Source organism: Amycolatopsis sp. NPDC058340, assembly GCF_042723975.1.
GTDB lineage: Bacteria > Actinomycetota > Actinomycetes > Mycobacteriales > Pseudonocardiaceae > Amycolatopsis.
The window spans coordinates 65,059-89,760 of sequence record NZ_JBHXIB010000031.1 but is presented as its reverse complement, the minus strand read 5'-3'; the positions used below and the strand labels follow the sequence as shown (position 1 = coordinate 89,760).

The 24,702-nt window shown below is 65.8% G+C and carries 20 protein-coding genes, 2 tRNA genes and 1 pseudogene; 17 read left to right on the top strand and 6 right to left on the bottom strand.

The genetic code is table 11. From position 1 onward, the window contains the following. Nucleotides 1–276: 276 nt before the first annotated feature. Nucleotides 277–1,902, top strand: coding sequence for a citramalate synthase (gene cimA / locus ACFWIW_RS28275; RefSeq protein ID WP_378371274.1), 1,626 nt, complete (start codon nt 277–279; stop codon nt 1,900–1,902). Nucleotides 1,903–1,921: 19 nt separating this feature from the next. Next, complete coding sequence (locus ACFWIW_RS28270) at nt 1,922–2,692, top strand: fumarylacetoacetate hydrolase family protein (RefSeq protein ID WP_037341952.1); 771 nt, start codon at nt 1,922–1,924, stop codon at nt 2,690–2,692. 50 nt (nt 2,693–2,742) lie between these two features. On the opposite strand, the gene ACFWIW_RS28265 is transcribed toward ACFWIW_RS28270, so the two are convergent. Further along, nucleotides 2,743–3,981 carry an FAD-dependent oxidoreductase gene (locus ACFWIW_RS28265; RefSeq protein ID WP_378371273.1) on the bottom strand — a complete coding sequence of 413 codons (1,239 nt, stop codon included), beginning with the start codon at nt 3,979–3,981 and terminating at the stop codon, nt 2,743–2,745. 555 nt (nt 3,982–4,536) lie between these two features. Between ACFWIW_RS28265 and ACFWIW_RS28260 the strand changes: the two genes are divergently transcribed. The 3 genes from ACFWIW_RS28260 (at nt 4,537) to ACFWIW_RS28250 (ending at nt 5,597) form a co-directional block, all read left to right on the top strand. Beyond that, nucleotides 4,537–5,271 (top strand): HAD family hydrolase, encoded by a 735-nt coding sequence (locus ACFWIW_RS28260; RefSeq protein ID WP_378371278.1) that lies wholly within the window; start codon nt 4,537–4,539, stop codon nt 5,269–5,271. 51 nt (nt 5,272–5,322) lie between these two features. Continuing rightward, a tRNA-Gln gene (locus tag ACFWIW_RS28255) sits at nt 5,323–5,394 on the top strand. A gap of 130 nt (nt 5,395–5,524) precedes the next feature. After that, nucleotides 5,525–5,597 (top strand) — tRNA-Glu (locus ACFWIW_RS28250). Nucleotides 5,598–6,316: 719 nt separating this feature from the next. Here the strand turns inward: ACFWIW_RS28250 and ACFWIW_RS28245 are convergent. Next, complete coding sequence (locus ACFWIW_RS28245; protein WP_378371272.1) at nt 6,317–7,477, bottom strand: recombinase family protein; 1,161 nt, start codon at nt 7,475–7,477, stop codon at nt 6,317–6,319. Between the two features lie 677 nt (nt 7,478–8,154). On the opposite strand from ACFWIW_RS28245, the gene ACFWIW_RS28240 reads away from it, so the two are divergent. From ACFWIW_RS28240 to ACFWIW_RS28230, 3 genes are all read left to right on the top strand, one after another. Next, nucleotides 8,155–8,733: a hypothetical protein gene (locus tag ACFWIW_RS28240; RefSeq protein WP_378371271.1), complete on the top strand. Its 579-nt coding sequence runs from the start codon at nt 8,155–8,157 to the stop codon at nt 8,731–8,733. After that, nucleotides 8,730–9,512 (top strand): hypothetical protein, encoded by a 783-nt coding sequence (locus ACFWIW_RS28235; protein WP_378371270.1) that lies wholly within the window; start codon nt 8,730–8,732, stop codon nt 9,510–9,512. The genes ACFWIW_RS28240 and ACFWIW_RS28235 overlap by 4 nt, the downstream gene beginning before the upstream one ends. Nucleotides 9,513–9,784: 272 nt before the next feature. Beyond that, on the top strand, nt 9,785–10,864 hold the full coding sequence (locus tag ACFWIW_RS28230) for an NlpC/P60 family protein (protein WP_378371269.1): 1,080 nt from the start codon (nt 9,785–9,787) through the stop codon (nt 10,862–10,864). Here ACFWIW_RS28230 and ACFWIW_RS28225 read toward each other — a convergent pair. Further along, the gene (locus tag ACFWIW_RS28225) at nt 10,793–12,256 is read right to left on the bottom strand and encodes a hypothetical protein (protein WP_378371268.1); all 1,464 of its coding nucleotides are present in this window, start codon (nt 12,254–12,256) and stop codon (nt 10,793–10,795) included. The two genes, ACFWIW_RS28230 and ACFWIW_RS28225, sit on opposite strands and share 72 nt — an antisense overlap. A 139-nt stretch (nt 12,257–12,395) precedes the next feature. Here ACFWIW_RS28225 and ACFWIW_RS28220 point away from each other — a divergent pair, with 139 nt between their 5' ends. After that, nucleotides 12,396–13,037: a hypothetical protein gene (locus ACFWIW_RS28220; protein WP_378371267.1), complete on the top strand. Its 642-nt coding sequence runs from the start codon at nt 12,396–12,398 to the stop codon at nt 13,035–13,037. 102 nt (nt 13,038–13,139) lie between these two features. Next, nucleotides 13,140–13,949 (top strand): hypothetical protein, encoded by an 810-nt coding sequence (locus ACFWIW_RS28215; protein ID WP_378371266.1) that lies wholly within the window; start codon nt 13,140–13,142, stop codon nt 13,947–13,949. 265 nt (nt 13,950–14,214) lie between these two features. Here the strand turns inward: ACFWIW_RS28215 and ACFWIW_RS28210 are convergent, their stop codons facing one another. Continuing rightward, nucleotides 14,215–14,637: a hypothetical protein gene (locus tag ACFWIW_RS28210; protein WP_378371265.1), complete on the bottom strand. Its 423-nt coding sequence runs from the start codon at nt 14,635–14,637 to the stop codon at nt 14,215–14,217. A 363-nt stretch (nt 14,638–15,000) separates the two neighbouring features. Between ACFWIW_RS28210 and ACFWIW_RS28205 the strand changes: the two genes are divergently transcribed. Then, nucleotides 15,001–16,287 (top strand): pentapeptide repeat-containing protein, encoded by a 1,287-nt coding sequence (locus ACFWIW_RS28205; protein WP_378371264.1) that lies wholly within the window; start codon nt 15,001–15,003, stop codon nt 16,285–16,287. A 123-nt stretch (nt 16,288–16,410) separates the two neighbouring features. After that, nucleotides 16,411–17,082, top strand: coding sequence for a hypothetical protein (locus ACFWIW_RS28200; protein ID WP_378371263.1), 672 nt, complete (start codon nt 16,411–16,413; stop codon nt 17,080–17,082). Between the two features lie 432 nt (nt 17,083–17,514). On the opposite strand, the gene ACFWIW_RS28195 is transcribed toward ACFWIW_RS28200, so the two are convergent. Then, nucleotides 17,515–18,468, bottom strand: coding sequence for a hypothetical protein (locus tag ACFWIW_RS28195; RefSeq protein ID WP_378371262.1), 954 nt, complete (start codon nt 18,466–18,468; stop codon nt 17,515–17,517). A gap of 161 nt (nt 18,469–18,629) precedes the next feature. Here ACFWIW_RS28195 and ACFWIW_RS28190 point away from each other — a divergent pair, with 161 nt between their 5' ends. From ACFWIW_RS28190 to ACFWIW_RS28170, 5 genes are all read left to right on the top strand, one after another. Then, nucleotides 18,630–19,265, top strand: coding sequence for a hypothetical protein (locus tag ACFWIW_RS28190; RefSeq protein ID WP_378371261.1), 636 nt, complete (start codon nt 18,630–18,632; stop codon nt 19,263–19,265). A gap of 44 nt (nt 19,266–19,309) precedes the next feature. Then, nucleotides 19,310–20,851 (top strand): pentapeptide repeat-containing protein, encoded by a 1,542-nt coding sequence (locus tag ACFWIW_RS28185; protein WP_378371260.1) that lies wholly within the window; start codon nt 19,310–19,312, stop codon nt 20,849–20,851. Then, nucleotides 20,809–21,201 carry a helix-turn-helix domain-containing protein gene (locus ACFWIW_RS28180; protein ID WP_378371277.1) on the top strand — a complete coding sequence of 131 codons (393 nt, stop codon included), beginning with the start codon at nt 20,809–20,811 and terminating at the stop codon, nt 21,199–21,201. Before ACFWIW_RS28185 ends, ACFWIW_RS28180 begins: the two co-directional genes overlap by 43 nt. A 99-nt stretch (nt 21,202–21,300) precedes the next feature. Next, entirely contained in the window at nt 21,301–21,399 is a 99-nt protein-coding gene (locus ACFWIW_RS28175) for a hypothetical protein (RefSeq protein WP_378371259.1), read from the top strand. Nucleotides 21,400–21,513: 114 nt separating this feature from the next. Further along, nucleotides 21,514–22,449 carry a phosphotransferase family protein gene (locus tag ACFWIW_RS28170; protein WP_378371258.1) on the top strand — a complete coding sequence of 312 codons (936 nt, stop codon included), beginning with the start codon at nt 21,514–21,516 and terminating at the stop codon, nt 22,447–22,449. Nucleotides 22,450–23,857: 1,408 nt separating this feature from the next. Here the strand turns inward: ACFWIW_RS28170 and ACFWIW_RS28165 are convergent. Further along, a pseudogene (locus ACFWIW_RS28165) lies at nt 23,858–24,490 on the bottom strand (DUF2637 domain-containing protein). Between the last annotated feature and the right edge of the window lie 212 nt (nt 24,491–24,702).

Below are 24,702 nucleotides of genomic sequence, written 5' to 3'. Positions count from 1 at the left end.
TCTAGATCTTTCATCCCAGCCCCCGGTTCCCCCCCCCCCCCCACCCCACGCCGGCGGCACAGGGAGCGCGTCCCGGAGTGTGGAATCTTCCGCCCGGTTTGTGGACGCCCGCCGGAGCGTGTGCCATGATGCGTCCGTGACCTCCTGCACCATCATTATCGCCGAGCGCGCCGGATAACAGCTCCACAAGAGCCCCCGGCGCGCAACCTCTCGCACCCATGCGGGAGGTTTTTTTGTTGCCTGAACACGTTTTGCCACCACCACGAGGAGATTCCCGTGACCCGCAAGGAGCCCGCCGATACGCCACTCGGCGACGCCTTCCACCTGTACGACACGACGTTGCGCGACGGCGCGCAGCGTGAGGGGATCTCCTACTCCGTCACGGACAAGCTGGCGGTGGCGAGGCTGCTCGACGATCTCGGGGTCGGGTTCATCGAAGGCGGATGGCCGGGCGCGCTGCCCAAGGACACGGAATTCTTCGCCCGCGCCGCTTCGGGCGAACTGAAACTGCGCCACGCCGCGCTCGTCGCCTTCGGCGCGACTCGGAAGGCGGGCGCCAAGGCCGAGCAGGACCAGCAGGTGCGGGCCCTGCTCGATTCCCAGGCGCCGGTGGTCACCCTGGTGGCCAAATCGGATCTGCGGCACATCGAGCGCGCGCTGCGGGTCGACGTCGACGAGGCGTGCGAGATGGTGCGCGACACCGTCGCGTTCCTCGTCGGCGAAGGACGCCGCGTCTTCCTTGACGCGGAACACTTTTTCGACGGCTACGCGTTCTCCCCGGACACCGCCTTGAAGGTGCTCGACGCGGGAGTGAACGCGGGCGCCGACGTCGCCGTGCTGTGCGACACCAACGGCGGCCAGCTGCCGCTCGGCCTCGCGGAAACCGTCCGCGAGGTCAAGGAAAGGACCGGATTCCGGCTCGGAATCCATTGTCAGGACGACACTTCCTGCGCGGTGGCGAATTCCGTCGCCGCCGTGCAGGCCGGCGTGACGCACGTCCAGTGCACCGCCAACGGCTACGGCGAACGGGCGGGTAACGCCGATCTGTTCGCCGTGACCGGGAACTTGGTGACCAAGCTCGGAATGGAGGTGCTCCCGACCGGAGGCGCCGCCGAGCTCACCCGGGTCTCCCATGCCCTTGCCGAAATCGCGAACATCGCCCCCTACACCCACCAGGCTTACGTAGGGGCGTCGGCCTTCGCCCACAAGGCGGGACTGCACGCGAGCGCGATCAAGGTGGATCCGTTGCTGTACAACCACATCGATCCAGCTTCGGTCGGCAACGACATGCGGGTACTGGTCACCGAGATGGCCGGCAGGGCCAGCCTGGAGCTCAAGGGACGTGAGCTCGGGGTCGACCTTGCCGGCCAGCCCGAGGCGCTGACGAGCGCCGTGAAGAAGGTGAAACGCCTCGAATCCGAAGGCTGGTCCTTCGAAGCCGCGGACGCTTCGCTGGAACTGCTGCTGCGGCGGGAGGTCGACGGCCCGCAGAGCGACGTCCTCGACGAACCGCCGTTCGAACTCGAGTCGTACCGGGTCGTGCTGGACCACCGGTCCGACGGCGAGGTCGTCTCCGAGGCGACGGTGAAGGTGCGCGTCGCCGGGCAGCGGGTGATCGCGACGGCCGAGGGCAACGGGCCCGTGCACGCGCTCGACGCCGCCCTGCGCGAGGCGCTCAGCCCGCATCTGTCCTGGTTGGACAGTGTCGAGCTGGCCGACTACAAGGTGCGGATCCTGCCCGGCCATCCGGGCACCGACGCCGTCACCCGCGTGCTCGTCGAGACCAGCGACGGCGAGCGCGAGTGGACCACCGTCGGCGTGCACGGCAACATCGTCGAGGCGAGCTGGCTGGCGCTGTGCGACGCGCTCGTGCACAAGTCCCTCAGGGAGGGCCCGGCGTGAGGAGTCGTACAGTGGGGGAGTGCGTCTAGCCCGAATTGCTCATCCCGGTGGTGTCGCGTTCGCTTCGATCGAAGGGGACGGCGACGACGCCCAGGTACTGGAAATCGCCGAGCACCCCTTCGGCAACCCCAACTTCACCGGCAAGCGCTGGCCGCTCGCCGACGTCCGGCTGCTCGCGCCGATCCTGCCGTCGAAGGTGATCGCGGTCGGCCGGAACTACGCCAAGCACGCGGCCGAGTTCGGCAACGAGGTCCCGCAGGACCCGATGCTGTTCATCAAGCCGTCGACCACGGTGATCGGGCCGAACGTGCCGATCCGCCGCCCGCGCGGCGTCGGCCGCGTCGACTTCGAGGGCGAACTGGCGATCGTCATCGGCCAGCCGGTCAAGAACGTGCCCGCCGCCCGCGCGGCGAGCGCGATCCTCGGCTACACCGTGGCGAACGACGTCAGCGCGCGTGACCTGCAGAAGTCCGACGGCCAGTGGGGCAGGGCGAAGGGTTTCGACACCTTCTGCCCGCTGGGCCCGTGGATCGAGACCTCGCTCGACGCGGCCGATCTCGCGCTCAAGTCCGAGGTGGACGGTGTGCTCAAGCAGGACGGCCGGACGTCGGATCTGGTGCACAAGATCCCCGAGCTGGTCGAATTCGTGTCCGGCGTGATGACCCTGCTGCCCGGTGACGTCATCCTGACCGGCACACCCGAGGGCGTCGGCCCGATCGAGGACGGCCAGTCGGTCTCGATCACCATCGAAGGCATCGGCACCCTGACGAACCCGGTCCAGGACATCTAGCGCGCGATGAACGGGCCGGTCCTTTCGCAAGGACCGGCCCGTTCACGCGTTCAGCTCCCGGCCGGTTCCATCGCCCGCCGCGCGAAGGCCGGGGCGTGCTCGGGCCGCAGCCCCAGGCCCAGCAGCCGCGCGGGGATGTACGACAGCACCGGGAACCGGCCGAACAGCTTCACCATCACCGCGGGCGGGCCGTTGCGCTCGCCCGCCATCACCGGCCCCATGACGTTCTTGTGCAGCATCCGCTGCAGCCCCTGCACCAGCATCGTGGGCGCGAGACGGCGCTTGCGGACCTTCGCCAGCTCCGTCACCGACGGCCTGCCCCGGCGCAGCGGTTCGGCGAGCAGGGTGGCGGCCGCGACCGCGTCCTGCACCGCGAGGTTGATGCCGACCCCGCCGACCGGCGACATCGCGTGCGCCGCGTCACCGATGCACAGCAGCCCGTCGAGGTGCCACTTCCGCAGCAGGTTCATCTTGACGTCGAGGAACTTGACGTCGTCCGTCGTCTTCAGCTCGCCGACGCGGTCGGCCAGCTCGGGCAGGATCGCGGCCACGTTCTCCCGGAACGCCTCGATGCCCTGGTCGCGCAGGTCCTGGCCCTTGGGGCTGAGGTACGCGATCTGGAAGTAGCCCTTGCGGGGCAGCGGCACGGCGAAGCGGCGATCCCGCATCTTCGGCGTCAGCATGCCCTCGCGTTCGCCGTCCCGCCGCGAGATCCGGAACCACCACGCGTCGAACGGGATGGGGTAGTCCTTCGTCATCAGCCCGGCCTCGCGACGGGCCAGCGACCAGCGTCCGTCGGCGGCGATCACCAGGTCGGCGCGCAGTTCGCCGGTCTTCCCGTCGGCGTCGCGGTAGCGGACCCCGCTCACCCGGCCGTGTTCGAAGATCAGCCCGGTCATCTCGGTGCTCTGCCGCAGCGTGAACGTGGGCTCCTTCGCGCCGGCGTCGGCGAGCAGGTCCAGGAAGTCCCACTGCGGGACCATCGCGATGTACGGGTGTGCCACCTTCAGCCTGGTCAGGTCGGCGAGGCGCATCATCGTGCCGTCCTCGGCGGGGAAGCCGGCGTAGGCGATCTGGCTGTGCGGCAGGCTCAGGAATTTCTCGCTGAGGCCCAGCTCGTCCAGCAACGTCAACGTCGACGGGTGCACGGTGTCGCCGCGGAAGTCCCGCAGGAAGTCCTTGTGCTTCTCCAGCACGGTGACCTCGACCCCGGCCCTGGCCAGCAGCAATCCGGCGACCATGCCGGCGGGGCCACCGCCGACGACCACGCAGTTCGTACGTTCGTTCATCCGTCCCACCCCTTCGAACCGCTTATTCATCACTCGTTGAATAAGCTCAGGATGCACCCCTGCGACGAGCCCGTCAAGCGCCATCCGGGCGGATACGCTGTTCGGGGTATGGCGCAGGTCTCACCGGACCGTGTGAGGCCGGGCGGTGATCGAGGCGAATGTCCAAAAAGGACACGAGAGGCACGCGACCGTCCCGGAAGGACGGAAATCGCGGAAATGCCCTTGTGGACGGTCTCGCGACCGAAGCCGGGTAAGGATTTCGTTGTCATCACGGGGTGTACGCGCCGCGAATCGGATGGGGCGCCCCGTATCGACATTTCACCCGGCCGCCCGTGTTAGCCGTTGTCCGGTAACTAAAACACGTCATCTCACCAACTGGGAGTAGAGTGCCCGCGCCGGAACAGACCAGCCTTAATCACCTCATCGGCAGAGTCGCGATCGCGCTGAGTGCCCTAGCCTCACTTGGTGGATTTCGCTCTCGTGCCCCGGACCTCGTCACGAACCACGCCGGACGCTCCGGACGGAGCCCCGTGGGAGCCCCCGGAGTTACGGTTGGTGTGCCTCGACATCGATGACACCTTGATCGACTGCACGGCGGCGATCCGTCTCAGCCTGCGTGCCCTCACCGGCCAGAACGACCTTTGGCCGCTGTGGGATCTCATCACCGAAGAGCATGTCGCGCTGGTGGTCGCGGGCGAAATCGATTACGCGACCATGCATTACAAGCGTACGGAATGCTTCCTCGCCGAGATCGGCATTTTGGCCGACGAAGACCAGGTCAGCGGCTTCGAAAGACGTCGTCGTGAAATTCTCACCCGTTCGTGGCAATTGTTCGAAGATGTCCTCCCGTGCCTGGAATGGCTGCGGGCCGCCGGTGTTCTCGTCGCCGCGGTCACGAACGCCTCGGGCGCGCATCAACGCAAGAAGATCGCCGACCTCGGCCTCGCCCGGTTCTTCGATCACGTGGCCATCGCCGGTGAACTCGGAGTAGCCAAACCCGACCCGGCGATGTTCCACTCGGTCTGCCTCGGCCTCGGCTGCGACCCGGCGCAAGCCGTCCACGTCGGCGACAAACTCGACACCGACGCCATCGGCGCGCGCGACGCCGGCCTGGGAGCCGTCTGGCTCGACCGGGACGGCATCGCCGAGCGCGCCCCGGCGGGCGTGCACACCATCTCGGGCCTCGACGAGCTGCCTGAGCTGCTCGTTTCCGAGTTCGCGAAGCTCGGCGTGCCCGCTCAGCGCGCTACCGAGACCCCCGCTTTCACGGTGCGGAACGGCGTGCTCTAGTATTCTTTCTCGTGCGGCACCGAGCCGGTCAAGATCGGAACGGTACCTCACTGGGGTATGGTGTAATTGGCAGCACGACTGGTTCTGGTCCAGTTAGTCTAGGTTCGAGTCCTGGTACCCCAGCTGGAGAACTCTCCGGAGTGAACACAGAGTGACCCCCCTGTGAAGGAGGGAAACCCGGTCTGGTAAGTTTCTCCACAGCAACACAGCAGGTGAACAACTGAAAATCTCCTCCAAGAGGAGAGAGATCCTAGCCCCCGTCGTCTAGCGGCCTAGGACGCCGGCCTCTCACGCCGGTAGCGTGGGTTCGAATCCCATCGGGGGTACGTACAGCTACCACGCAAAAAGCGTCGATCATTCTGATCGGCGCTTTTTGCTATTTCGGTAGCCGACATGGCGTCTGTGATCCTTTCTCCTGCTTCCGCTATCGCGGTCACTTGATCTGCTGGCAGTTTAACCCCGATCGTCACGACGTCGCCGAGGTCGTTCAACTGCACGGTGAGTTGTGTCACCTCGAAGAGCGTCTGTAGGAGTGCCTGCGGAGCCCTGGCCAAGTTGACCCGCAAGTAAGGGACGGCGTCCAGAAGGCTCAGGTCCGAGGGTGTGGGTGGTGCTGGAGTCTCGATGTCTTGCACGTCCAGCTGAACCATCTCGGCTTGAACGGTGTTCTTGTTCGCCGCCAGTTCGTTGTGGCTCTGCCTCAGCGCCTTCGCGAAGTGGTCGTCAGGTGCGCCATCTTGTGATTGGCGGAGCAGTGCTTCTTGCTTGCGTTCGATGTCGGTGAGCTGTCGTTGGAGACGCTCGCGGTCTTCCGCGCGTGCCCGTGCTGCGGTGTCGTCCACAGTGGCCAGGTCGGCTTCCAGAATGGACGTACGGTCAGGTCCGAAGATCCGGTCGGCGAAAAAACGTCCGACCGCGTCTAGAAGTTCGTCTTCGCGAATCCGGACCGCGGTGGGCAGATCGGCGTGAGGGTCGGCGACGCCGCGGTTGTTCTTTCTGGGCCAGCACAGGTAGTACGTCGGCCGTCCCTTCCGGGAGTCGCCGATCATGCGGCGTCCGCAGCTGTGGACGACCCGCCGCGGAACAGGTACGTGCGGTTGGTCTGCGGGTGTTGATTGGTGGTCCCGTCGGCCCGTGAACCGCGTCGTGCCGTCCGACGGCCGGTGAGTTCGTCGAACATCCACTTGGGCACCAGCGGCTCGTGAACAGGCTTCGGTGACCAGACCCACTTGTACGGCTCGTTGACCTTGCCGCGTCGCGACTTCGTGGCTCGGCGGTTGAAGACCTGGTAGCCGGTGTACTTGGGGTTGGTCGTGATGCCGTGCACCGAGCTCTTGCCCCAGAAGCCGCGAGTGCGTGCCTTGCTGGGCGCGGTCGGTGGCGGGTAGCGCTCGAGATCGGCGTTCAGCAGGTCTGCGATGGTCTCGCAGCCGAGACCGTCGTAGTACCGCCAGTGGAAGATCTGCGTGACGGTCTCGGCGCGTCGGCCGTCCGGTTCGAGACGAGACTTGGTCTTCCCCTTGTCGGCCTTCGTCGGGTTGGGATGCGGAAGCACCTTGGCCTTGTAGCCGTGCGGTGGCTTGCCGATGTTCCAGCCGTCTCGGACGTGTGTGCAGAGCCCGCCCCAGGACTGCTCCAGGGTGTTGAGGACCTCATACTCGGCGATGGACTGGTTGATACGGCGCTGGAGGACGCGCTGCGCGCGGCTGCCGGACAACGTGATGGGCTCGTTCGACGCGAAGAGAGGCACATCCGCGCGCTCGAGTTCACGCTCGATGGACAGTCCCTCGAACGCCCGGCGCGCGACACGGGAAATCCCCTCGCAGATGACCACGTCGAACGCCCGGGTGTGCGCAGGTGCTTCCTTGAGCAGGTCGCTCACGCCACCCGCTCGAGGGATCGGGATGTCGAAGCGCTCGTAGTCTGTACCGCGGCCTCGGTTGTCCAGGGCGAGCCGGCCGGACTCGACATCGTAGAAGTGGGCCACGATCACCCATGAGTCGGGTATCGCGGCCTTGCAGTTGGCGAGCTGGCGCAGCATCGACTGTCGAGGGTCTTGCAGGTCCTCGGTGGATGTCCGGCCGAGGAAGGCCACGCGGACTTCGTCGCGGAGCAAGGCCGCGGGCATGCCCAGGGGTGATACGGCGTAGTCGGACAGCCCGGAAGGCCCGGAGACATAGCTGCCGGGCGCCGGAGGATCGTTCACTTGCTCGAAGGTCGTCATGTCGGCGGTTCGTCCTCGGGACTTGCTGGGCCGGACTGGTGCGCGGCCCACTGGAGTAGCTCGCTGATCGCGGCGTTGAGCCGCCTGCGAAGACGATCGCCCGGGACACCCGAAACCGTTGTGACGTAACCAGAATAGCGGCGATCGCCAGATTTGAGACGTTGATCGTAGCACCAGACGAGCCCGTCGCTGGGCCCATCAGGCGTCTCAGGAGCAACCGCACCGTCCCCAGAAATATTCATCCAGTCCATCCCGAACTGCCGAGACCTGCCTCAGCCAACGGCGAGACTTCGCCGCCGCGGAGAGACGGAACGACGAATCGAAAGAGATCGACCGAGACATGCACTTGTGGTCGTCCTTTGGATTCACCGATCGACCGGAGCTCGGATGTGCGCCGCACGGGGCGCCTATCGAGACTGGCCGAGACCTCGTCTCGTTCGGCTGGAAGAGCAGCGAGACCCAGCGGTGGCTCTCGTCTCGCGAGGTGGGGCGGAAGTCGTCCTCTCCGCTGGCGGTCCCTAGCGCGGAAGTGTTGAACGCACTCCGATCAGGTGAAAGTCGGCTTGCCCCAGAGCCGGGGCAAGGATCTGAGCCAGGGAAAGGGCGAGGGGTGGTTTCGAGCCTCGTGGCGATCTTGTCGCCGCTCGAAGGGGCCCACGATGTCCGCCACCTCCAGCCCGCTCACCGCGCTCCAACGCCAGCTCGCTGACCCGAAGTCGCGCTTGCGATTCGACACCGCCCTCAGTGCCTGGGCGGCGCAGGATCCAGCGTTGGCAGGCCTTGGTGCTCACGAGCGGCTTTCGGAAGTCCTCGCCAGCCGTGACTACGCGCGTCACGACGAAGTTCTGTACGCGTTGTTGCAGCGGTCCGCGCTCGCCGGAGCCGAAGGCGTCACCGCTGGGGAAGTCGTGCTGAACGCCATGTTGCCCGCGGTACCGAGCATCGTCGGACGCGTCATCCGGGCGAGCCGGGCGGCCATCGGCACGTTCGGAGCCCGCCGCGGCATAACCGGAGGCGGAGTCTCAGCGAACGAAGCCAACGCCGATGTCCAGGCCGCGACCATCGGTCACCTCTGGGAGCAGATTCGCCGCTACCCACTTCGACGACGACACCACGTCGCGGCCAACCTGGTCTTCGACACCGCGAGCTCGCCGGTTGTCCAAGCGAGTACGGCAAGTACAACGGGGTCGCCGACGGCGATCGCATGCTCGGGGCGTGGGAGTACGCCGTCGCGATGATCCTGTTCGCGATCCTCACCATCTGCCTGAACGCGATCCAGATCCTTGCCCCGTACTTTCTGCTCTTCGAAGGCCTTCTTCTCAGCCTAGCCCTGATCGCGGCCCTGATCCCGACACTGCAGCACCAGCTGGCCTACCGCATAAGTTCGATCGCCGGCACCGTCGCCAAGCTGCTGATGGGTATGTTCTTCATCGCCGTCATGACCGTGCTGCTGCGGTCGCTCATGCTCGCCGACCTCGGCCCTCAACTGGTCAAGTTCGCCGTCATCGACATCGTCGTGTTCTCCGGCTTCCTGTTCCGCAAGCGGCTCATGACGAACATTCAGCGGATCCGGTCCAGCGTCAATTCCGGTGTCCAGCGGCTCGGCAGGCCACGTAGCGGGCCGAAATCCATGCCCTTGCCCATCGTCGAGCCTGGGCCGCGCCGGATCAGCCGCACCATCAAGACCGGCGCCGGTGCCTTCACTGAGGCCATCGCCCCGGCGAACGACCTGAAGAACCGGCTGGTGACCGCGGGCAAGCTGGGCGGGAAGGCTGGCAGCAAGGCCGTCTCCTTCCCCCTGGGCGCCCCGGTGTCCTGGCCCGCCGCCGCTAACCGCGCACACACCGCCCTCACCGCTCGGGGCACCGCGGCTAAGGCCGCGCTCGGGCGCAAGGCGGGCGCCGCGAAGACCTACGCTGCCACGTACGCTGGAAACCTCGGTGCCGCCGCAAGGCCCCTTGGTGAATGTCGCGACCACCGCGGCGTCGGTTCTCGGCAGCCGCCGGTCAGCCAGTGAGTCGCCAGCTGCGACTCCGCCACCCTCCAGGATCTCGGCCACTCCCGAATTCACCGGCACCGACATCGCGGCGCCCGCTTCCGCTGGGAGAACGCCACGCGCCCAGAGCTCAGTCCCGGAACCAACTGCGCTGCCGCCGGGGATGTTGCCGATCACGCCGACGTGGTCGCAACGCTTGCGTACCCGGTTGAACGAGCACCGGTCATGAACCCGCTACTCGCCCTCCAACTCGCCGACCACGTCCGCAACGAGGTCCGCGAACATCTGAAACGATGGGCTGCCTCGCGCTCCTTCTTCTTTTCGGGCCGGTCATCGCCTGCGTGCTCGTCGCCGTCCTGATCATCGTCGTCATCGCCGGAGGAGCAGACGGGTCAAGCTCGGCGCCAGGACACGTGCCCGGCATCCCGGACGTCATGCTCACCGCCTACCAACAGGCGTCCCAGCGCGTCGCTGGCATCCGCCCCACTTGTGCCGGGATGCGCTGGTCGATCCTCGCAGGCATCGCCGAAGTCGAATCCCGTCACGCTTCAGGCCGGACGATCGCGCCCAACGGAGACATCAACCCACCGATCCTCGGCCCGCCCCTCGACGGCAGCGGCGTCGGAGGCAACCGCACTCCCATCCGAAATCCCGACGGAACCTTCGCACGCGCCGTCGGCCCGTTCCAGTTCCTCACGACCACCTGGGCCGGCGTCGCACAAGACGGCAACGACGACGGCACCCACAACCCGCACAACGCCTTCGACGCCGCCCTCGGCGCGGCGGCCTACCTCTGCGGAACCGGGCCTCGGAACTTAAAGGACCAGGCCCAGCTACGCGCCGCGCTCTTGCGGTACAACGGCAGCCAGACCTACGTCACTCAGGTCCTTGCCAACATCGAGCGCTACGACGCGGTCGAACTCCGGCCTGTCGTCAGCGCTTCCGGGGCAGCGAAGATCGTGATTGGCGCCGCGATGTCGCAGCTCGGTGTGCCGTACGCCTGGGGCGGTGGCACGGCTGCTGGGCCGAGCCGCGGGATCCGTGACGGCGGCGTCGCAGACCGGCACGGGGACTACAACAAGATCGGCTTCGACTGCAGCGGTCTGGTGCTCTTCGCCTACGCCAAGGTCGGTATCTCGTTGCCACACAACAGCAGGTCACAGTTCGCGTTAGGGGCGCGCGTGCCGAAAGAAGCGGGGCTCGGCGCTCTACGACCAGGTGATCTCGTGTTCTACAGCCCTGGGCTCATCCACCATGTGGGGATCTACGTCGGCGGCGGCAAGATGATCAATGCTCCTAACTCAGGTTCTTTGGTTCGGATCGACACCATCAATTTCGCCAGCTACGCCGGGGGAGTGAACATGTTGCGATAGGCGTGTTGGAGCAGTATCCCGCCCACCGCTGGTGAGGTTACGGCGAAGTGGAGTTGTCTGTGCGTACGGACGTGAGGCGAGGCGTCGTGCGCGTAAGAGCGCGGGTAGACCTGACAGTAGGATCGCAAGGGTCGCCAGAAGAATTCCGCCATAGACCCATCCAAACCTGGCGAGGTCGAGGGCCGAGTTTCCCTGGCCGACTTCATCAACATTCGCGCCCAGGTAGGACAGCACCAGAGTTAAAGGTACAGCGATGGCCGGCAGTGCCAGAAGGGGTCCTGACCACGACCGCCTTCTTTCAAGGTCAACGGACTTTTGGGCGCTATTGATAAAATCTCCTTCGGTGCGGACTATTTGCTCAAGTCTGGAGAGGATTCGAAGTGTGGCATGTAGTCGCTCCCTGATCTTGTTCGTGGCAATGATTGATTCATAGTACTCCTTGATTCGGGTGCCGGAAACGAGGAGTCGGCTTTCCAGTTGTGCTTCGACGTTCAGGCCGATCTCAATGTGTAGTTGCTGAATCTGTGAGTGCCTATCTGTCAGATTGCGCTGCAAGTCGGCCAGTGTTGAAGCCTCATGGCGAACGGCACCTGCGGCAAGTGTGGCGATGGCGGTGTCGAATATCTTGTTCACTCGTTCGGAGGCTGCGACTGCCTGGCAAAGTCCAGTAAGACAAGCATTCTCCATGTATTCCTGATGCCCTAATAGGACGGTTGCATGTGGTCCGTGTGCGCAGACGCTGTACGCTCTTCGGTTCATCTGGGGTGGAAAGTGGAGACCTTCGACGCCTGGTCTGGCGGGCGTGTCTGCTCGGTGAATGATCCGCTGTAATGCGTCAAGGTTATATTCAATATTCCCGGCAGTGGACGGCACGACGAGAATATGCTTCTCAAGAAGCTTGGATTCGGCGGTAGACCTGTCTGGGACGCAGAGGCGCTCGACGATCGCAGCAGTTCGTGCGTTGTTGATTTTGAAACGCCCTGAGGTGAGCCATCGAGCAACGGAAACTATGTCGGTAATGCTTCCGGAAAAGTCGACCATCAGAACGGCTATCGATTGAGCGCTCCGGGCGTCCCAAAGCTCCAATCTTGATGTAGTCACATTGACTTGTCGGGGAAACGTAAGTTGCCGAGCTTCGAAAAACTCTTGGTCAAGTAGGGAGGGTAGCTGCGAGGCGTGGGGTGTCACGTACTTGGTGTACTCACCGAAATCTCTGACTGCAGAAACTGGTTCGCCGGCTGTCTGCAAATTCCCAGGAGGAGTGTCAACAGCTCTGACGAGGTAGGCGCGATGGAGGGGTCTGTTGCTGGGGCCGATCAAGTCTTGGTCAAGTAATTCATGGTCTGTGGACAGCAGCGGAACACCGTTGATCGCCCAATGTGTCATGTTCAACGTGTACAGGCTGTCCTTGCCCGTTACAAGATGCTAATCGGTTCACCGAAGTAGACGACTTCGTCGAATCACGTCACCGCGCGGGTGTGTCGGGTGTTCCTGAAGGCCAGCGCAGAGTGAGATCAAGTTGCTTCGTGGCATGGCACTCGACCCCGCATCGAACGCGCCTAGTTGCGTACATGCCTCGAGCATGATGTTACACAATGAGCTTGCGATTGACCTTGCGGTCGACCCAGCGCTGGCGTGTTCTGTGTCTGCGAAGGCTTCCGCTGGTCAGGCCCTGTGGACAAGCCCAGTCGGAAATGCCGACTTGTTCCCCCATGGCCGTCAGGCCATCCAGGGAACCAGCGCGCCGAAGGCGCTCGATATTCACCACGTGCTCGCCGAGCCCGCGCTTTGGTGGGTGACCACGGCGGTGGTCGCGATCTTGATCGCGGTCTTCGTCCTCCACCGACACTTACGTTCCCGCCACCTCCGCTCCAGAGTCAGTTACGACCTCCTCCCGACCACCACGTTCGACCCGTCCCTCCAGGGCGTTCTGGCGTTCGCGCACCAGCTCGGCCGGGTGCGCCCGGTGCACGGCTGGGTGCCGAAGGCCGCGGTCGGCGTCCGGGTGCGGTTCAGCACCGACGAGGCGTTCGGGAAGCTGGCCATGAGCGTGGAAGGCCGGGAGTCGATCACCGGCGTGATCAGCAAGCTGACCTACCCGGAAGTCGAGATCCGGCGCGACTCGGGCGACCGAGGAGATACGTCCCCCCGACCACGGACGAGGGCGAAATGACCCCGGTGTGAACGGTGGAGCGCGATGAACTTGCGAGACCTCCGGGCACGCCGAGCTGGGGAGACTTCTCCTTCCGCCAGGAGAGCTGCACCGCAGGTGCACGTGGCACGCGCCGAGCTGGTTCTCGCGAGGCCAGCCCACCTCGCACTCAAGGCGCTCCCGCTTCGGCCCGACGACCCGCTGCAGGCGCTGGCGAACGCGCTGGGTGACGTCCGGCCGGACCTCGGCGAGAAGGTCGATGTCTGTCTCGACTTGATTCCGCTGACGCCCGCTAGGATCCGCCATCTTGCTCGTCAGACGGCCAAGCCGGAAGGGACGGTAGCGGGAGCGCTCGCCGAGGCCGCCGGCGAGATCGTTGGTGAGTTCGTGCCGACCGCACGCGGAGCCGGCCGGTCTGCCCCGCGACAGCAAGCGCCGATAGCGAACAAGTTCGCCACGGATGAGCCGGTCTTCGCGGTCCAGCTGCTGATCCGGTGCCGTTCGGAGATCTCCGGCCGTGCCGAAGCCCATCTGCGCAGCGTTATCGGCGCCTTCGACGTCTACCGTGGCGACAACTACTGGCGAGCTCGAGGGCCACGTGTCCTGGGTTGGCATTTCGGCGCGGACACCATCCTGATCCGCAGGTTCTTCGACCGGCGGTTCCGCGCCGGCTTGGCCAAGCCGCGCAGCCGGTCATACGTGACGGCCAGCGAGATCGCGGCGCTGTTGAAGCCGCCATCCGGACGTTGCCTGTCACCGGTGATCGCCCGCAGCCGGGGCTGGGTCATGCCCGCGCCCAGGGAGATCCCGCGGTTCGTCGGCCGCGGCGTTGCGGCGCTCGCCGCCGACTCCGGTGTGCTGGAGCGGACCGGGCGGGTAGAGACGACCGCTGACCTCGCTGCCCGGTACGGCTTCGCTGAGGGATACATGTAGGCGTAGGCCGGAGGCGGCTAGTGCGGTGCAACTGGTGCAGGCGAACGCCGCGCTCGGCGCGGATATCCCGAGCGTGATCCGGTCCCAGCTCACGCTCGGCCCTCCCACCTCTCGTTCCTCGACGAGCTAGCCCCTCTTCACGAGCACCGCGGTGAAACCGAACGGCAGCTCCTGGCAGGCCTTCTCATCGAGGGGCCAGCACAGTTGCGGAGGTCCTCCGGCGACTCCACCGTCTTCTCGCCGCGGCGACGTCTCGCACAACGAGTCAGATGCCTGCTGCGCCGACGAGTTCGTGCTCGGCGACGATGGTGGTGTGCGTCTTCGCATCGCGCATCGCCTGCGTGCGGTGGATCTCGTTGCTGAACGACACGGATCCGTCGTCGCCGTGGGCGAGCGCGATGGGCGGCAGGAACAGGTTGCGCAGAGCCTGAAACGTCCAGTCGTCGAGACGCTCGCGCTTCGCGGCGGCGAGCACACGTGCCTGGACATCGCCGGGATGGACTCCCGTTGTTTCGGCATCGGCCAGGAGTCGGAGTGCGACGCCGTTGACGATCTTCCAGTCGCCTCGGTCACCCGGGATCAACGCCCTTGGCGAGCTGAACGCCGTCTGGGTCGACGGAGTCCGAGTCCGCTTCCGGCCGTTCCGGCCGACCGGAGCGAGCCGGACGTGATCGAACAGGTCCCTCATCGCGAGGAGTTCGCCGGCTGCCGGAGCTGACTCGCAGGGCGATGTGGACCACCGCAGCCGTGATCGCGGTGCTGACCGCGGCCGCGGTGACCGTGCTGTGGTGGTCGGCGACCGCCGGACTCACCGGCCCCGACATCGTCAAAGCCCGGCTCGACGCGTTGAAGATCGGGTCAAGCATCGGTGTGGGCAGCGGGGGAGTGGTGGGGTGGTACCCGGCTCTCCCCGGCGGGCTGACAGCCTTCATGCCCATCTCGGCTCGGGCGCTCTCGGTGCGGCTGACGAACTACCTGCGCCGATCCGGAGCTGAGCGGTCGTCGAGATCCTGCCGAAACACTTCGACCGCTTTCTGCGACGACGAAGGTCATGACCGAGGAATCGCGGCCCCCAGCCGCCAGCCCGCCGCTGAGCCCGATGACGACGTCGTCGGAGCGGCGGCCGCCGGAGCTGCCCCGAGCGGCACGCCCGGAAACGCCGGCGCCACCGGGGGAGCCTCGGCCAGCGACGCGGCCGATCCCGGGCTGGGTGATCCCGGCTGGGATTCCGGTGATGTTGCTGGTCGCGGTTGGTGCGGTGTGGCTGATGCTCGGCATCGGGGTCGACGGCACGAAGCTGGAGGTGATCCGGACCGGCGGCACCCTGGGCGTCGGCCTCGGCGGCGTACTCGTCCTCTGGCTCGGCATCCGGCGCCAGCGCTCCACCGAACTCGACCTGCTCGCCAAGTACGAGGCACACGAGCTCGCCGAACGCACCGCCGCCAACACGCTCGCCCACCAGCAAGAAGTCGCCGCCGACGCCCGGGCCGACGCCGCGGCCCGTCGGATCACCGAGCTGTACACCAAGGCCGTCGAACAACTCGGTTCCGACAAGGCCCCGGTTCGGCTCGGCGGCCTCTACGCCCTCGAGCGCCTCGCCCAAGACAACGAAACCCAACGCCAGACCATCGTCAACGTCCTCTGCGCCTACCTCCGCATGCCCTTCGAACACCCCGAACCACCACCGGCCGACGCCGACGCCGAACATCGCGAGCAGCATCGCACCCTTGTTCAGGAACGCGAAGTCCGGCTCGCCGCCCAACGCATCCTGACCAGCCACCTCAAATCCGACCGCGGCGAAACCTACTGGGGCGAGCGCGACCTCGACCTCACCGGCGCACAACTCATCGACTTCGACCTGGGCCAGGCCCGCATCGGAAGCAGCACCTTTCGCCACGCCACCTTCACCGGCATCGCCGGGTTCTACCAGGCGACCTTCACCGGTCACACCCGCTTCGACATGGCGGCCTTCACCAGCAGCACCACATTCTTCAAAGCAACCTTCAGCCGCGCCTCTCAGTTCGACGGGGCCACCTTCACCGGCATCGCCGTGTTCGACGAGACGAACTTCGCCAGAAGAGCCTTTTTTCGCAGGGTCAACTTCGTCGAGGCCGCAACATTCAACGAGACAACTTTCGAAGACTTCGTCCTGTTCACCGATGCCGTGTTCGCCAGCGGAACCAAATTCAACGAAGCGGTCTTCAACGGCAACGCCACCTTCACCGGCGCGGCCTTCGCTCGCGACGCCGAGTTCAACGCGACAACCTTCGCAGGCGACGTCACCTTCGACGAAGCAACGCTTGACAGAGAACCTCTCGAACCACCAGGAAGACCATAATCACCGCTTACGCCGCCGGGGATCGAAACATCTGGACCGGCTTCGCGACGATGAAGGTCATGACCGACGCCCCCGGCCGCCGCCTCCAACCCACCACCGAGCCTGACGCCATCGGTGCGGCGGTTGCCGGAGCTGACCCGGACGGCGATGTGGACCACCGCGCTGGTGATCGTGGTGGTGGCGTTGTGGTGGCCGGCCACCGCCGGACTCACCGGCGCGGATCTCGTGAAGGCGCGGCTGGACACGCTGAAGGTCGGGGTTGAGCATCGGGTGTCGGCAGCGGGGGGAGTGGTCGCGCTCTACCTCGTCTGGCGCCGCCAGCACTCCACCGAAGCCGCACTCTCCCCGCAAGAGCGAACAGTCGACGACGCCCGCGCCGACGCCATCGAACGGCGGATCACCGAGCTGTGCCTCAATGCCGGCACCGGCTCGCCCAGCTGCACCCCGCGGAGAACCCCGGTCACCAGGACCGTACCGACCTCGTTGTCGAAGCGGCCCAGCCACTGCGGGGCACGCTCTTCACCTCGAACTCCCCGAAGCGGCGTACGAACGCGTGCTGGCGTCACGAGCCCCGCGCCGCGCGGATCGTCAGCGCTCCGGCTCGACGATCGCTCGGGCCAGCGTGACCGCGGCCCGGTCCATGTCCGAGACCCGGGCGAGGATCTTCGCTTCGTGCCAGCCGCGGCCTTCGTAGAGTGCGAGATTCCCACGGCGGCGGCGAGCACGTCGGCGACCGGGCTGATATCGACGGCGCGGGGAGGCACGCCGTCGACGGCCGCCTGCAGCTCGAAATGACCGTCGTTACGAATTCGGCGGGCGGCGTGCCGCAACAGGTCGGACAGGGCGTGCTCGGTCGCGGTCAGGCGTTCCATCCTGATCGGAAGGCCGCTGGGTTCACAGGGTCCCCCAGCGGCGGGCGAGTTCGTCGGTCGATTCAGGCCCGGACTCGACCAAGCCGAGTTCCTAGGCGAGGGCAAGGTGGTCGTCGAACCCAGGAGGGAGCCGAAGTGTGCGTGGACGTCGCCGCCGGGCCGGGCGACACCAACACGACAGCGAGCATGTGTGTCCAGGAGGTCATCGCGCTGCTCGAAGCTTTGGGTTCACAGGGCCTACGTCTTCAGCCGCAGACGATTTGCCTGATCTGGCGCAACTGCTTTTCGGCTTCGGAGTCACCGATCGTGCGGCCGATCTGCCCGCTCCCGCGCGGGAGCCATGTGATTCGCACTGTCACATCGGTAAGGAGTTGAGCAGCAGTTGAGAGTGCTCGCCGGCCCACTTCGCTGTGCCTTCATGAACCCCTTGCGCCATACCCTGCCCAAGGGGAAGGGCGGCGCGGCCGAGTGCGCCGACGAGACTGTCGATCAGACGGCGAACCTTGCCGAGTTTCGGCTCTGGGCCTGCGATTACGGCGAGGGTTTCCTCGGCCGCCTCCTGAATGTCCTCCCGGGCCTCGCCAATCAGCTCGGTTCGTCCCGGAAGCTGCGCGAGCAGCAGCTCCACGATCCGGGAGAGTTCCTCATAGCCTGCGGGGGCATTGTTGTGCTGGACCTGGGACACCGTGGCGCTGTTCCACGACTGCATGCCACCGGTGATCGAGCCGATGTACGTGTCCTGGCTGTTACGGACGGTGGTGCTCGACGGCACAGGACTCGTCCCGAGGTACGCGGCGACATCCCCGCCGTGGATTAGGCAGTCGCGGCCTCGTGGTGACAGCTTCGGACCATAGATCCCGTCGACGGCCTGATCACCGCTGAGAGCTGTGATCAGACCAACGGTGAAAAGGAACTCGGCCTGGTGCTCGACTTCGGTCTTGGTGAACGGATGCTGCTGGTAAACCACCTGGTCACTAGCAAGGAACCCCGACCAATCAACCCGCCTGGACTCCGTGTCCAACCAGCGGAGCATGCGGGTCCGCAGCTCGGCCGCCCGACGCGCGGGACGCTGCTCGATCAGCTGCTGCGCCCGATGACGGCCCTCACCAGTCAACCGGCAGTCCACGCGCGCTAGCTTCCTGTCGTTGACCACCAACTCTCGAGCGGCCAGAGACGCGACCACGTCGAACCGTTCCTGCCGGGCCAGCCCCAAACCGGTCAAGAACCGCTCAACATCACGATCGCCATCGATTGCCTCTTCCAAGAACATCAGCAGTGCCTCGCACTGCTCGTCAAACCGCGAAGCCATCCCAGTCTCCTTCACCACCCGTCCAGCGCGTGCACGCGTGATGCACAGCGACGAGAACACCGAGACTAAACAGCCACCCCGACACAACCCGCCCAGTTCGACACGCGTGTCGCCCGTCCAGCTGCCCGGAAACTGTCGTACCCATTCGTTAGCGTTCGCGGATGGCGTCTGACTTCGTGCCCGCATGGGTTCCCTACCAGCAAGACCGCCCCATCGACGACGCGGCCATTCTCGCGATCGCCTGGGCCGAAGACCAAGCCGCAGCACGCGGCCTCCAGCCGGTCCTGGTGACCGACGAAAAAGGCGGAACACACGGAGCATCGCATTTCGCGCCGCTCAGAGACGGTCGGCATGCCTCGCCCCGCGGCTCCGGAGTCACAGTACGACCAGGAGCGGTCATCGCACACGTTCCCGGCCGTCCCCAAACGCTCGAGCTCGCGACACGGCTGGCCCGCGGGAACGCCCTCGTACTCGTCGATCACCCTTCACCATGGCTGAAGGCAGGCTGGGCGGCCGTGCTGGGAGCGCAGAACCTCGACACCGGCCAGACGGAGCCGTCGTTGCCCCCGGCCTTGGTCGACCGGCTCAACGAGCTCGTGAGCTACGGCAACAACGGCTATGCCAGAGGCTTCGGCCGCGATCGCGCCCGCCAGATCCTGCAGGAGATGCACGCCGAGAACCAGCTTGACCGAGATGTCGTTCTCAGTGCCCTCAGCACCTTCGACACCAGCTCCCGAGCGCTCGACGCCATCGACAGCCTGATCGGCACCATCGTGCCGCGATCCGTGAAGTACTGACACGGCCCGAAACACCTCGACCGGCTTTCGCGACGATGATGGGCATGACCGACGACCCGCGGCCCCCGGCCGTCACCAACCCGCCACCGAGCCCGACGACCTCGTCGGTGCGACGGCTGCCGGAGCTGACCCGGACGGCGATGTGGACCACCGCGCTGGTGATCGCGGTGCTGACTGCGGCGGCGGTGGTGGCGTTGTGGTGGCCGGCCACCGCCGGGCTCACCGGCGCGGACCTGGTCAAAGCCCGTCTCGATGCGTTGAAGATCGGGTTGAGCATCGGCGTCGGCAGTGGCGGTGTCGTCGCCCTCTACCTCGCCTGGCGTCGGCAGCATTCCACCGAGGCCGATCTCGATAACCGCGAACGTGCCCTTGCTCACCAGCAAGACGTCGCCGCCAGCACCCAAGCCCACCAGGAGCGCGTCGCCGATGACGCCCGCGCCGACGCCGCGGCCCGTCGGATTACCGAGCTGTACACCAAGGCCGTCGAACAGCTCGGTTCCGACAAGGCCCCGGTCCGGCTCGGCGGCCTCTACGCCCTCGAGCGCCTCGCCCAAGATAACGAGGGCCAGCGCCAGACCATCGTCAACGTCCTCTGTGCCTACCTCCGCATGCCCTACCAGTTCCCCATGCCGCCACTCGACGAGACTGACGCCCAGCAACTCGAGCAGCACCGAACACAGATCCAAGAGCGCGAAGTACGGCTTACCGCTCAAGGCATCCTCAGCGATCACCTCAAACCTGACCGCGACATCGCCTACTGGGGACCACTCGACCTCAACCTCGCCGGTGCCCAACTCATCGACTTCGTACTGAACGACGCGCATATCGGAATCGGCAACTTTCACGAAACCACTTTCAACGGCCGTGCCGCGTTCGCCCATACGACTTTTGCCGCCGACTGCTACTTCACCGGAGCAAACTTCACCAGCAACATCGACTTCTCATGTGCGACTTTAGCTGCCAACAGCGACTTCGTGGCAGCCACCTTCAACGGTCACGCCAACTTCAACAAAATCGTCTTCACCAAAAAGGCATGGTTCCACCTAGCCTCGTTCAAACTTCCGGTCACCTTCAACAACGCTACCTTCAATGACCTTGCCAACTTCGTCGGAGTGACCTTCGCTAAACCTACTCAGTTCGAGGGAACAAAATTCTCAGGCCAGGCCCTGTTCAACGGAGACTTTTTCACCGAGAAAGCGACATTCGACGACAGCACCTTCGCCAAAGAAGCTACATTCTCCAGCGCAAATTTCCAATCCCGAGCCGACTTCCTTCGCGCGACCTTCCTCGAAGACGCCATATTCGCTCACACAACCTTCGCCAGCCACGCCGCATTCCACGACGCCACCTTCTCCAACCGCGCCACATTTACCGAAGCGACCTTCTCCGGCGACGCCGCCTTCGCCCGGGCAAACTTCGCCGGCTACATCGCCTTCACCGCCGCCACATTCGCCACCCCACCCATCTTCATCGGCGCAACCACCGGCCAAACCCCCGTTTTCGCCAGGGCGACACTGGTCGGGAAACCCTACGAAGCAACAAAATTCGCCACCAACGACTCCCCAGACCACAACCCGTCAGACTGAGAACGACGCCCAGGCCGCTCGCGCGACGCGCCGAGCAACCGGACCAGAACTGTCGGTGCGCCGCTGTATGTCCCGGACATGAGCAACGAACCCGCAACCGCGACGGAGCCCGCCCGCCGGCTCCGCGCGTACCGGTTCGCGCTCGACCCCACCACCCCCAGTTCGGCGCCTTCACCCAGCACGTCGGCACCGCCCGCTGGGCCTACAATCACGCCCTCGCCCAGAAATTCGACGCCCTCCAACGCCGCCAGCTGCAAATCGACGAACTCGTCACCCTCGGCTACTCCGAACACCAAGCCCGCACCGAAGCCGTCAAGATCCCGGCTACACCCAACATCCAGAAACGCTGATACCAGCTCAAAGGCGACGACACCACCAGCACACCCGGCATCTGTCCCTGGTGGCGCAACGTCAGCACCTTCACCGACCCGCGGCTCTGCGCCGCGATCGTGGATCGCTTGACCTTCGATGCCTCGATCATCGAAACGGGCATCGAGTCGTTCCGGCTGCGCACCACTAGACGCCGCCGCACCAACCGCGCCAGCTGACAACATCTGCCTGATCTTCGACCAGCCGTATGCCATGCCCACGGCCCGGCATACGAGCTCGTCGGCGGCGCCCGTGTCATCGTGGTCGCTCGATTTCAGGTGCGACACGGGGGTGTGATCACGGTGCACGGGCTGTCCGAGAAGGTCCAGCGCTGGGTGAGCGACGAGGTGGGAGGCGGCGCCCAAGTGGCCACAGCCACCGGCCTACTGCAGGGAGCCAATCCGTGGTTGTTGACGTTCGAACCGGGTGGCCGCGTCGAGGCGGCCGTGCTGCGACTCGGGGACCCCACTGATCTCGACCATTGCCAGCGGTTCGCCACCGAGGTCGCGGCACTGCACGTCGCCGGGGATCACCAGCTGCCCGCAGCCAGGCTGATCGCCTCCGATCTCGATGGTTCCGCAGCAGGCGCCCTGGCAGTGCTGACCACCGTCCTGCCCGGGCACAGCCGGATCCCGTCGGTCGCCTCCGCCGAGCGGCTCCAGGGCCTGGGAGCCACAGCCGCCGCTCTGCAGGCAGTTCCGTTGGCGCCCCGGGCTGCTCTGCCGCTGCGGACCCGCTCGATCGCGGACGTCGACTTCGCCGCCCAGCGCCGGGAAAAGGGCACCACCGCGCTGCTGACGGCTGCGGAAGAACGCCTGGAACAGCTGCCCGCGCCCGGCGGCCCGACAGTCTTCGTGCATGGTGACCTGTGGTTCGGGAACACGCTCTGGTCCGGTGACCGCTGCACCGGTCTGGTCGATTGGGACTGTGCCGGCGCTGGATCGCCGGGAATCGACCTTAGCGGTGCACGCTTCGACGCTGCTCTGATGTTCGGGCTACCCGCCGCCGAGCAGGTCCTGGAGGGGTGGCAGCGCGCAGCCGGCCGACGAGCCGAGCGGGTCGCCTACTGGGACGTCGTCGCGGCGTTAGGCACCCTGGCCGACATGGCCTTCTGCGTTCCGGCGCTCCACGACCAGGGCAGATCAGACCTCGACGCGGACCTTCTCGGACAACGGCGGGACGCATTCCTCAGCACAGCACTGAGCCGGCTCGACGCCGACGATCAGTAGCCAGTCCATCACTGGAGCATGCAGGTCGACCAGCAGAAACGCGCGAACGAGGTAGGGCCAAATCAGAGGGCCGACCCCGCCTCGACAACAGGAGGTGGGCCCAACAAGATGCCGACCGATCCTGCAACCCAGCTTCCGAGGCCAGATCAGAGTGCCGAACCGGGGCCGATTCGACTTGCCGAAATCAAAGGGCGACTCCGCTCATGCCGAACGCACCGGTGATCCATTCGGAAGCCATGTTCTGAAGTCGCACGAGCAGGCCTGGTTGTTTCGTGACGGAGTCAGGCGCGTAGGCCGAGGCTGCTCCGGGGATGCCTCAGTATCGCCGTTCCAAGGACGTTGTCGAGCTGTTCGACACCATTGCGGCGACCGCTGGAGCCGAACACCGCCGTGTCATGGCCACATCGTCACGCGTGTTGTGCTGATGGTGGAGTCAGATCCGCTTCAAGCCTTTGATCCGAGGGACCAGCCCCGCTCGGGCGGGGAGAACTACATGAAGACTCTCGACAGCCAGGTCAACGTGGGACCAGCCCCGCTCGCGCGGGGAGAACGACCGCGAAGAGGATCGACGAGCCTACGCCCGGGGACCAGCCCCGCTCGCGCGGGGAGAACGACCTTGAGAGCGTCCAAATAGGACTCGTGCAGGGAACCAGCCCCGCTCGCGCGGGGAGAACCAGCTGATGCTGCGCCCGGACGACGGGCCGCCGGGACCAGCCCCGCTCGCGCGGGGAGAACCCGGACAGCTCGACACGGAAGGAGTTCTCGCCCGGACCAGCCCCGCTCGCGCGGGGAGAACGTGCGGACGTCCACGAGGAGGCCGTTTGAACGCGGACCAGCCCTGCTCGCGCGGGGAGAACTGCTTGGCTCGAACCAGCCGCCGAACTACGGCAGGACCAGCCCGCTCGCGCGGGGAGAACGTCGGACAGTCCTGGTACCTCGACGGGCTCACGGGACCAGCCCCGCTCGCGCGGGGAGAACCGGCACACCGACGTTGATCGACAACTGGACGCCGGACCAGCCCCGCTCGCGCGGGGACGACCCCTGCGTGGCGAGACGTGAGCCTGGCCGACGGGGACCAACCCCGCTCGCGCGGGGACGACGCGCCCAATGGGGCGCGGATCAACGCTGTCCGCGGACCAACCCCGCTCGCGCGGGGACGACACTTACTGACCTGGTCCTTTGAAGATCATACTGCTGGTTTTGTTCAGTTTGGTTGTCGTAATGTCCTCAGCTGATCACGACGTTGGCTCGAATCTCAGAGCATCGATCCGGTGAGTTCTCGCTCCAGGGTGTCCGCTTGTGAACGTGGGTTCGTTGGTGTCGTCGTTTGGGGCGCCGACGGTGTTTCGTATGGCGGGTGCGGTTCGGAGTTGGCTGGGGTGGTATGCGGGAGTGTGCCTTCTTTGCGTCATTTTCGGAGGATGCGGCGGCCGTAGTTATGGGTTCCGGCGATGCGGTCGAGTTCGGCGCCGGTGGGTGTTCGGCCTTGGGTGTGCTCACGCTGGTAGTGGGTTCACATCAATTGTTCGGCGGTGGGCTTGACCGGCTGGTCTGTCGGGTTTGGCGTAGTAGGCCGAAGAGTGACTGGAGTTGGGGTGCGGGGTTCGGATTCCTTGTGAATGCGGTCGGAGGGTGAGGGCGTTGGCGGTTCGGTGCGGTGGCGTTTGAGTGCTCGGTTGAGGAGTTCGACGGCCAGCAGCAGGGCAAGCGGTGGGCATGCGGCGACGGCGACGCCGAAGGCGCTCGTCACCGGAGCCGAGGCGATGTTCGCACAGAGGGACAGCGCGATGCCGAAGACGAACGCTGCCCAGGCCGGCCACCGACTGGAGCCGTCGCGACCAGGCTTCCAGAGTTCGACCGTTGCGGTCGTGAGGAGGCCGTCGACGATGAGCGGCAAGATCGAGGCGGTCATCGTGTCGGCGCCGGATCGAAGGGCGAACTGGCGGCCGCGGATGTAGGAGGCGTAGGCCGCGCCAAGGGCGACCAAGGCGGTACAACCGCACTGAATCCAGAGGGCGAGGTCCCGGCGGACGCTGTTCATGACGCGGCTCCACCGCGGTCTCGGCGGAGCCGGTTGATCCTCAGGGTGGCGGAAAGTCGCAGCTCAGAGGGCTGAGACGACGCGTGGTTGCTGTACGTACCTCGTCGGACGGTCGCCCTGTGGCGGCGTCGCTACGCCGCTGATCACCCATCTCCGGAGCCGGACGTTGTCATCGGTCGTACACCGGGCTGGTCGCCTGCGCTTGAAGTGGA

Excerpts from the sequence above, each read along its gene's own strand:
- ACFWIW_RS28265 (WP_378371273.1), bottom strand. The coding sequence starts at position 3,981 with ATGAACGAACGTACGAACTGCGTGGTCGTCGGCGGTGGCCCCGCCGGC.
- ACFWIW_RS28240 (WP_378371271.1), top strand. The coding sequence starts at position 8,155 with ATGTCCGCCACCTCCAGCCCGCTCACCGCGCTCCAACGCCAGCTCGCT.
- ACFWIW_RS28235 (WP_378371270.1), top strand. The coding sequence starts at position 8,730 with ATGATCCTGTTCGCGATCCTCACCATCTGCCTGAACGCGATCCAGATC.
- ACFWIW_RS28230 (WP_378371269.1), top strand. The coding sequence starts at position 9,785 with ATGGGCTGCCTCGCGCTCCTTCTTCTTTTCGGGCCGGTCATCGCCTGC.
- ACFWIW_RS28220 (WP_378371267.1), top strand. The coding sequence starts at position 12,396 with ATGGCACTCGACCCCGCATCGAACGCGCCTAGTTGCGTACATGCCTCG.
- ACFWIW_RS28210 (WP_378371265.1), bottom strand. The coding sequence starts at position 14,637 with ATGAGGGACCTGTTCGATCACGTCCGGCTCGCTCCGGTCGGCCGGAAC.
- ACFWIW_RS28205 (WP_378371264.1), top strand. The coding sequence starts at position 15,001 with ATGACCGAGGAATCGCGGCCCCCAGCCGCCAGCCCGCCGCTGAGCCCG.
- ACFWIW_RS28195 (WP_378371262.1), bottom strand. The coding sequence starts at position 18,468 with ATGGCTTCGCGGTTTGACGAGCAGTGCGAGGCACTGCTGATGTTCTTG.
- ACFWIW_RS28190 (WP_378371261.1), top strand. The coding sequence starts at position 18,630 with ATGGCGTCTGACTTCGTGCCCGCATGGGTTCCCTACCAGCAAGACCGC.
- ACFWIW_RS28185 (WP_378371260.1), top strand. The coding sequence starts at position 19,310 with ATGACCGACGACCCGCGGCCCCCGGCCGTCACCAACCCGCCACCGAGC.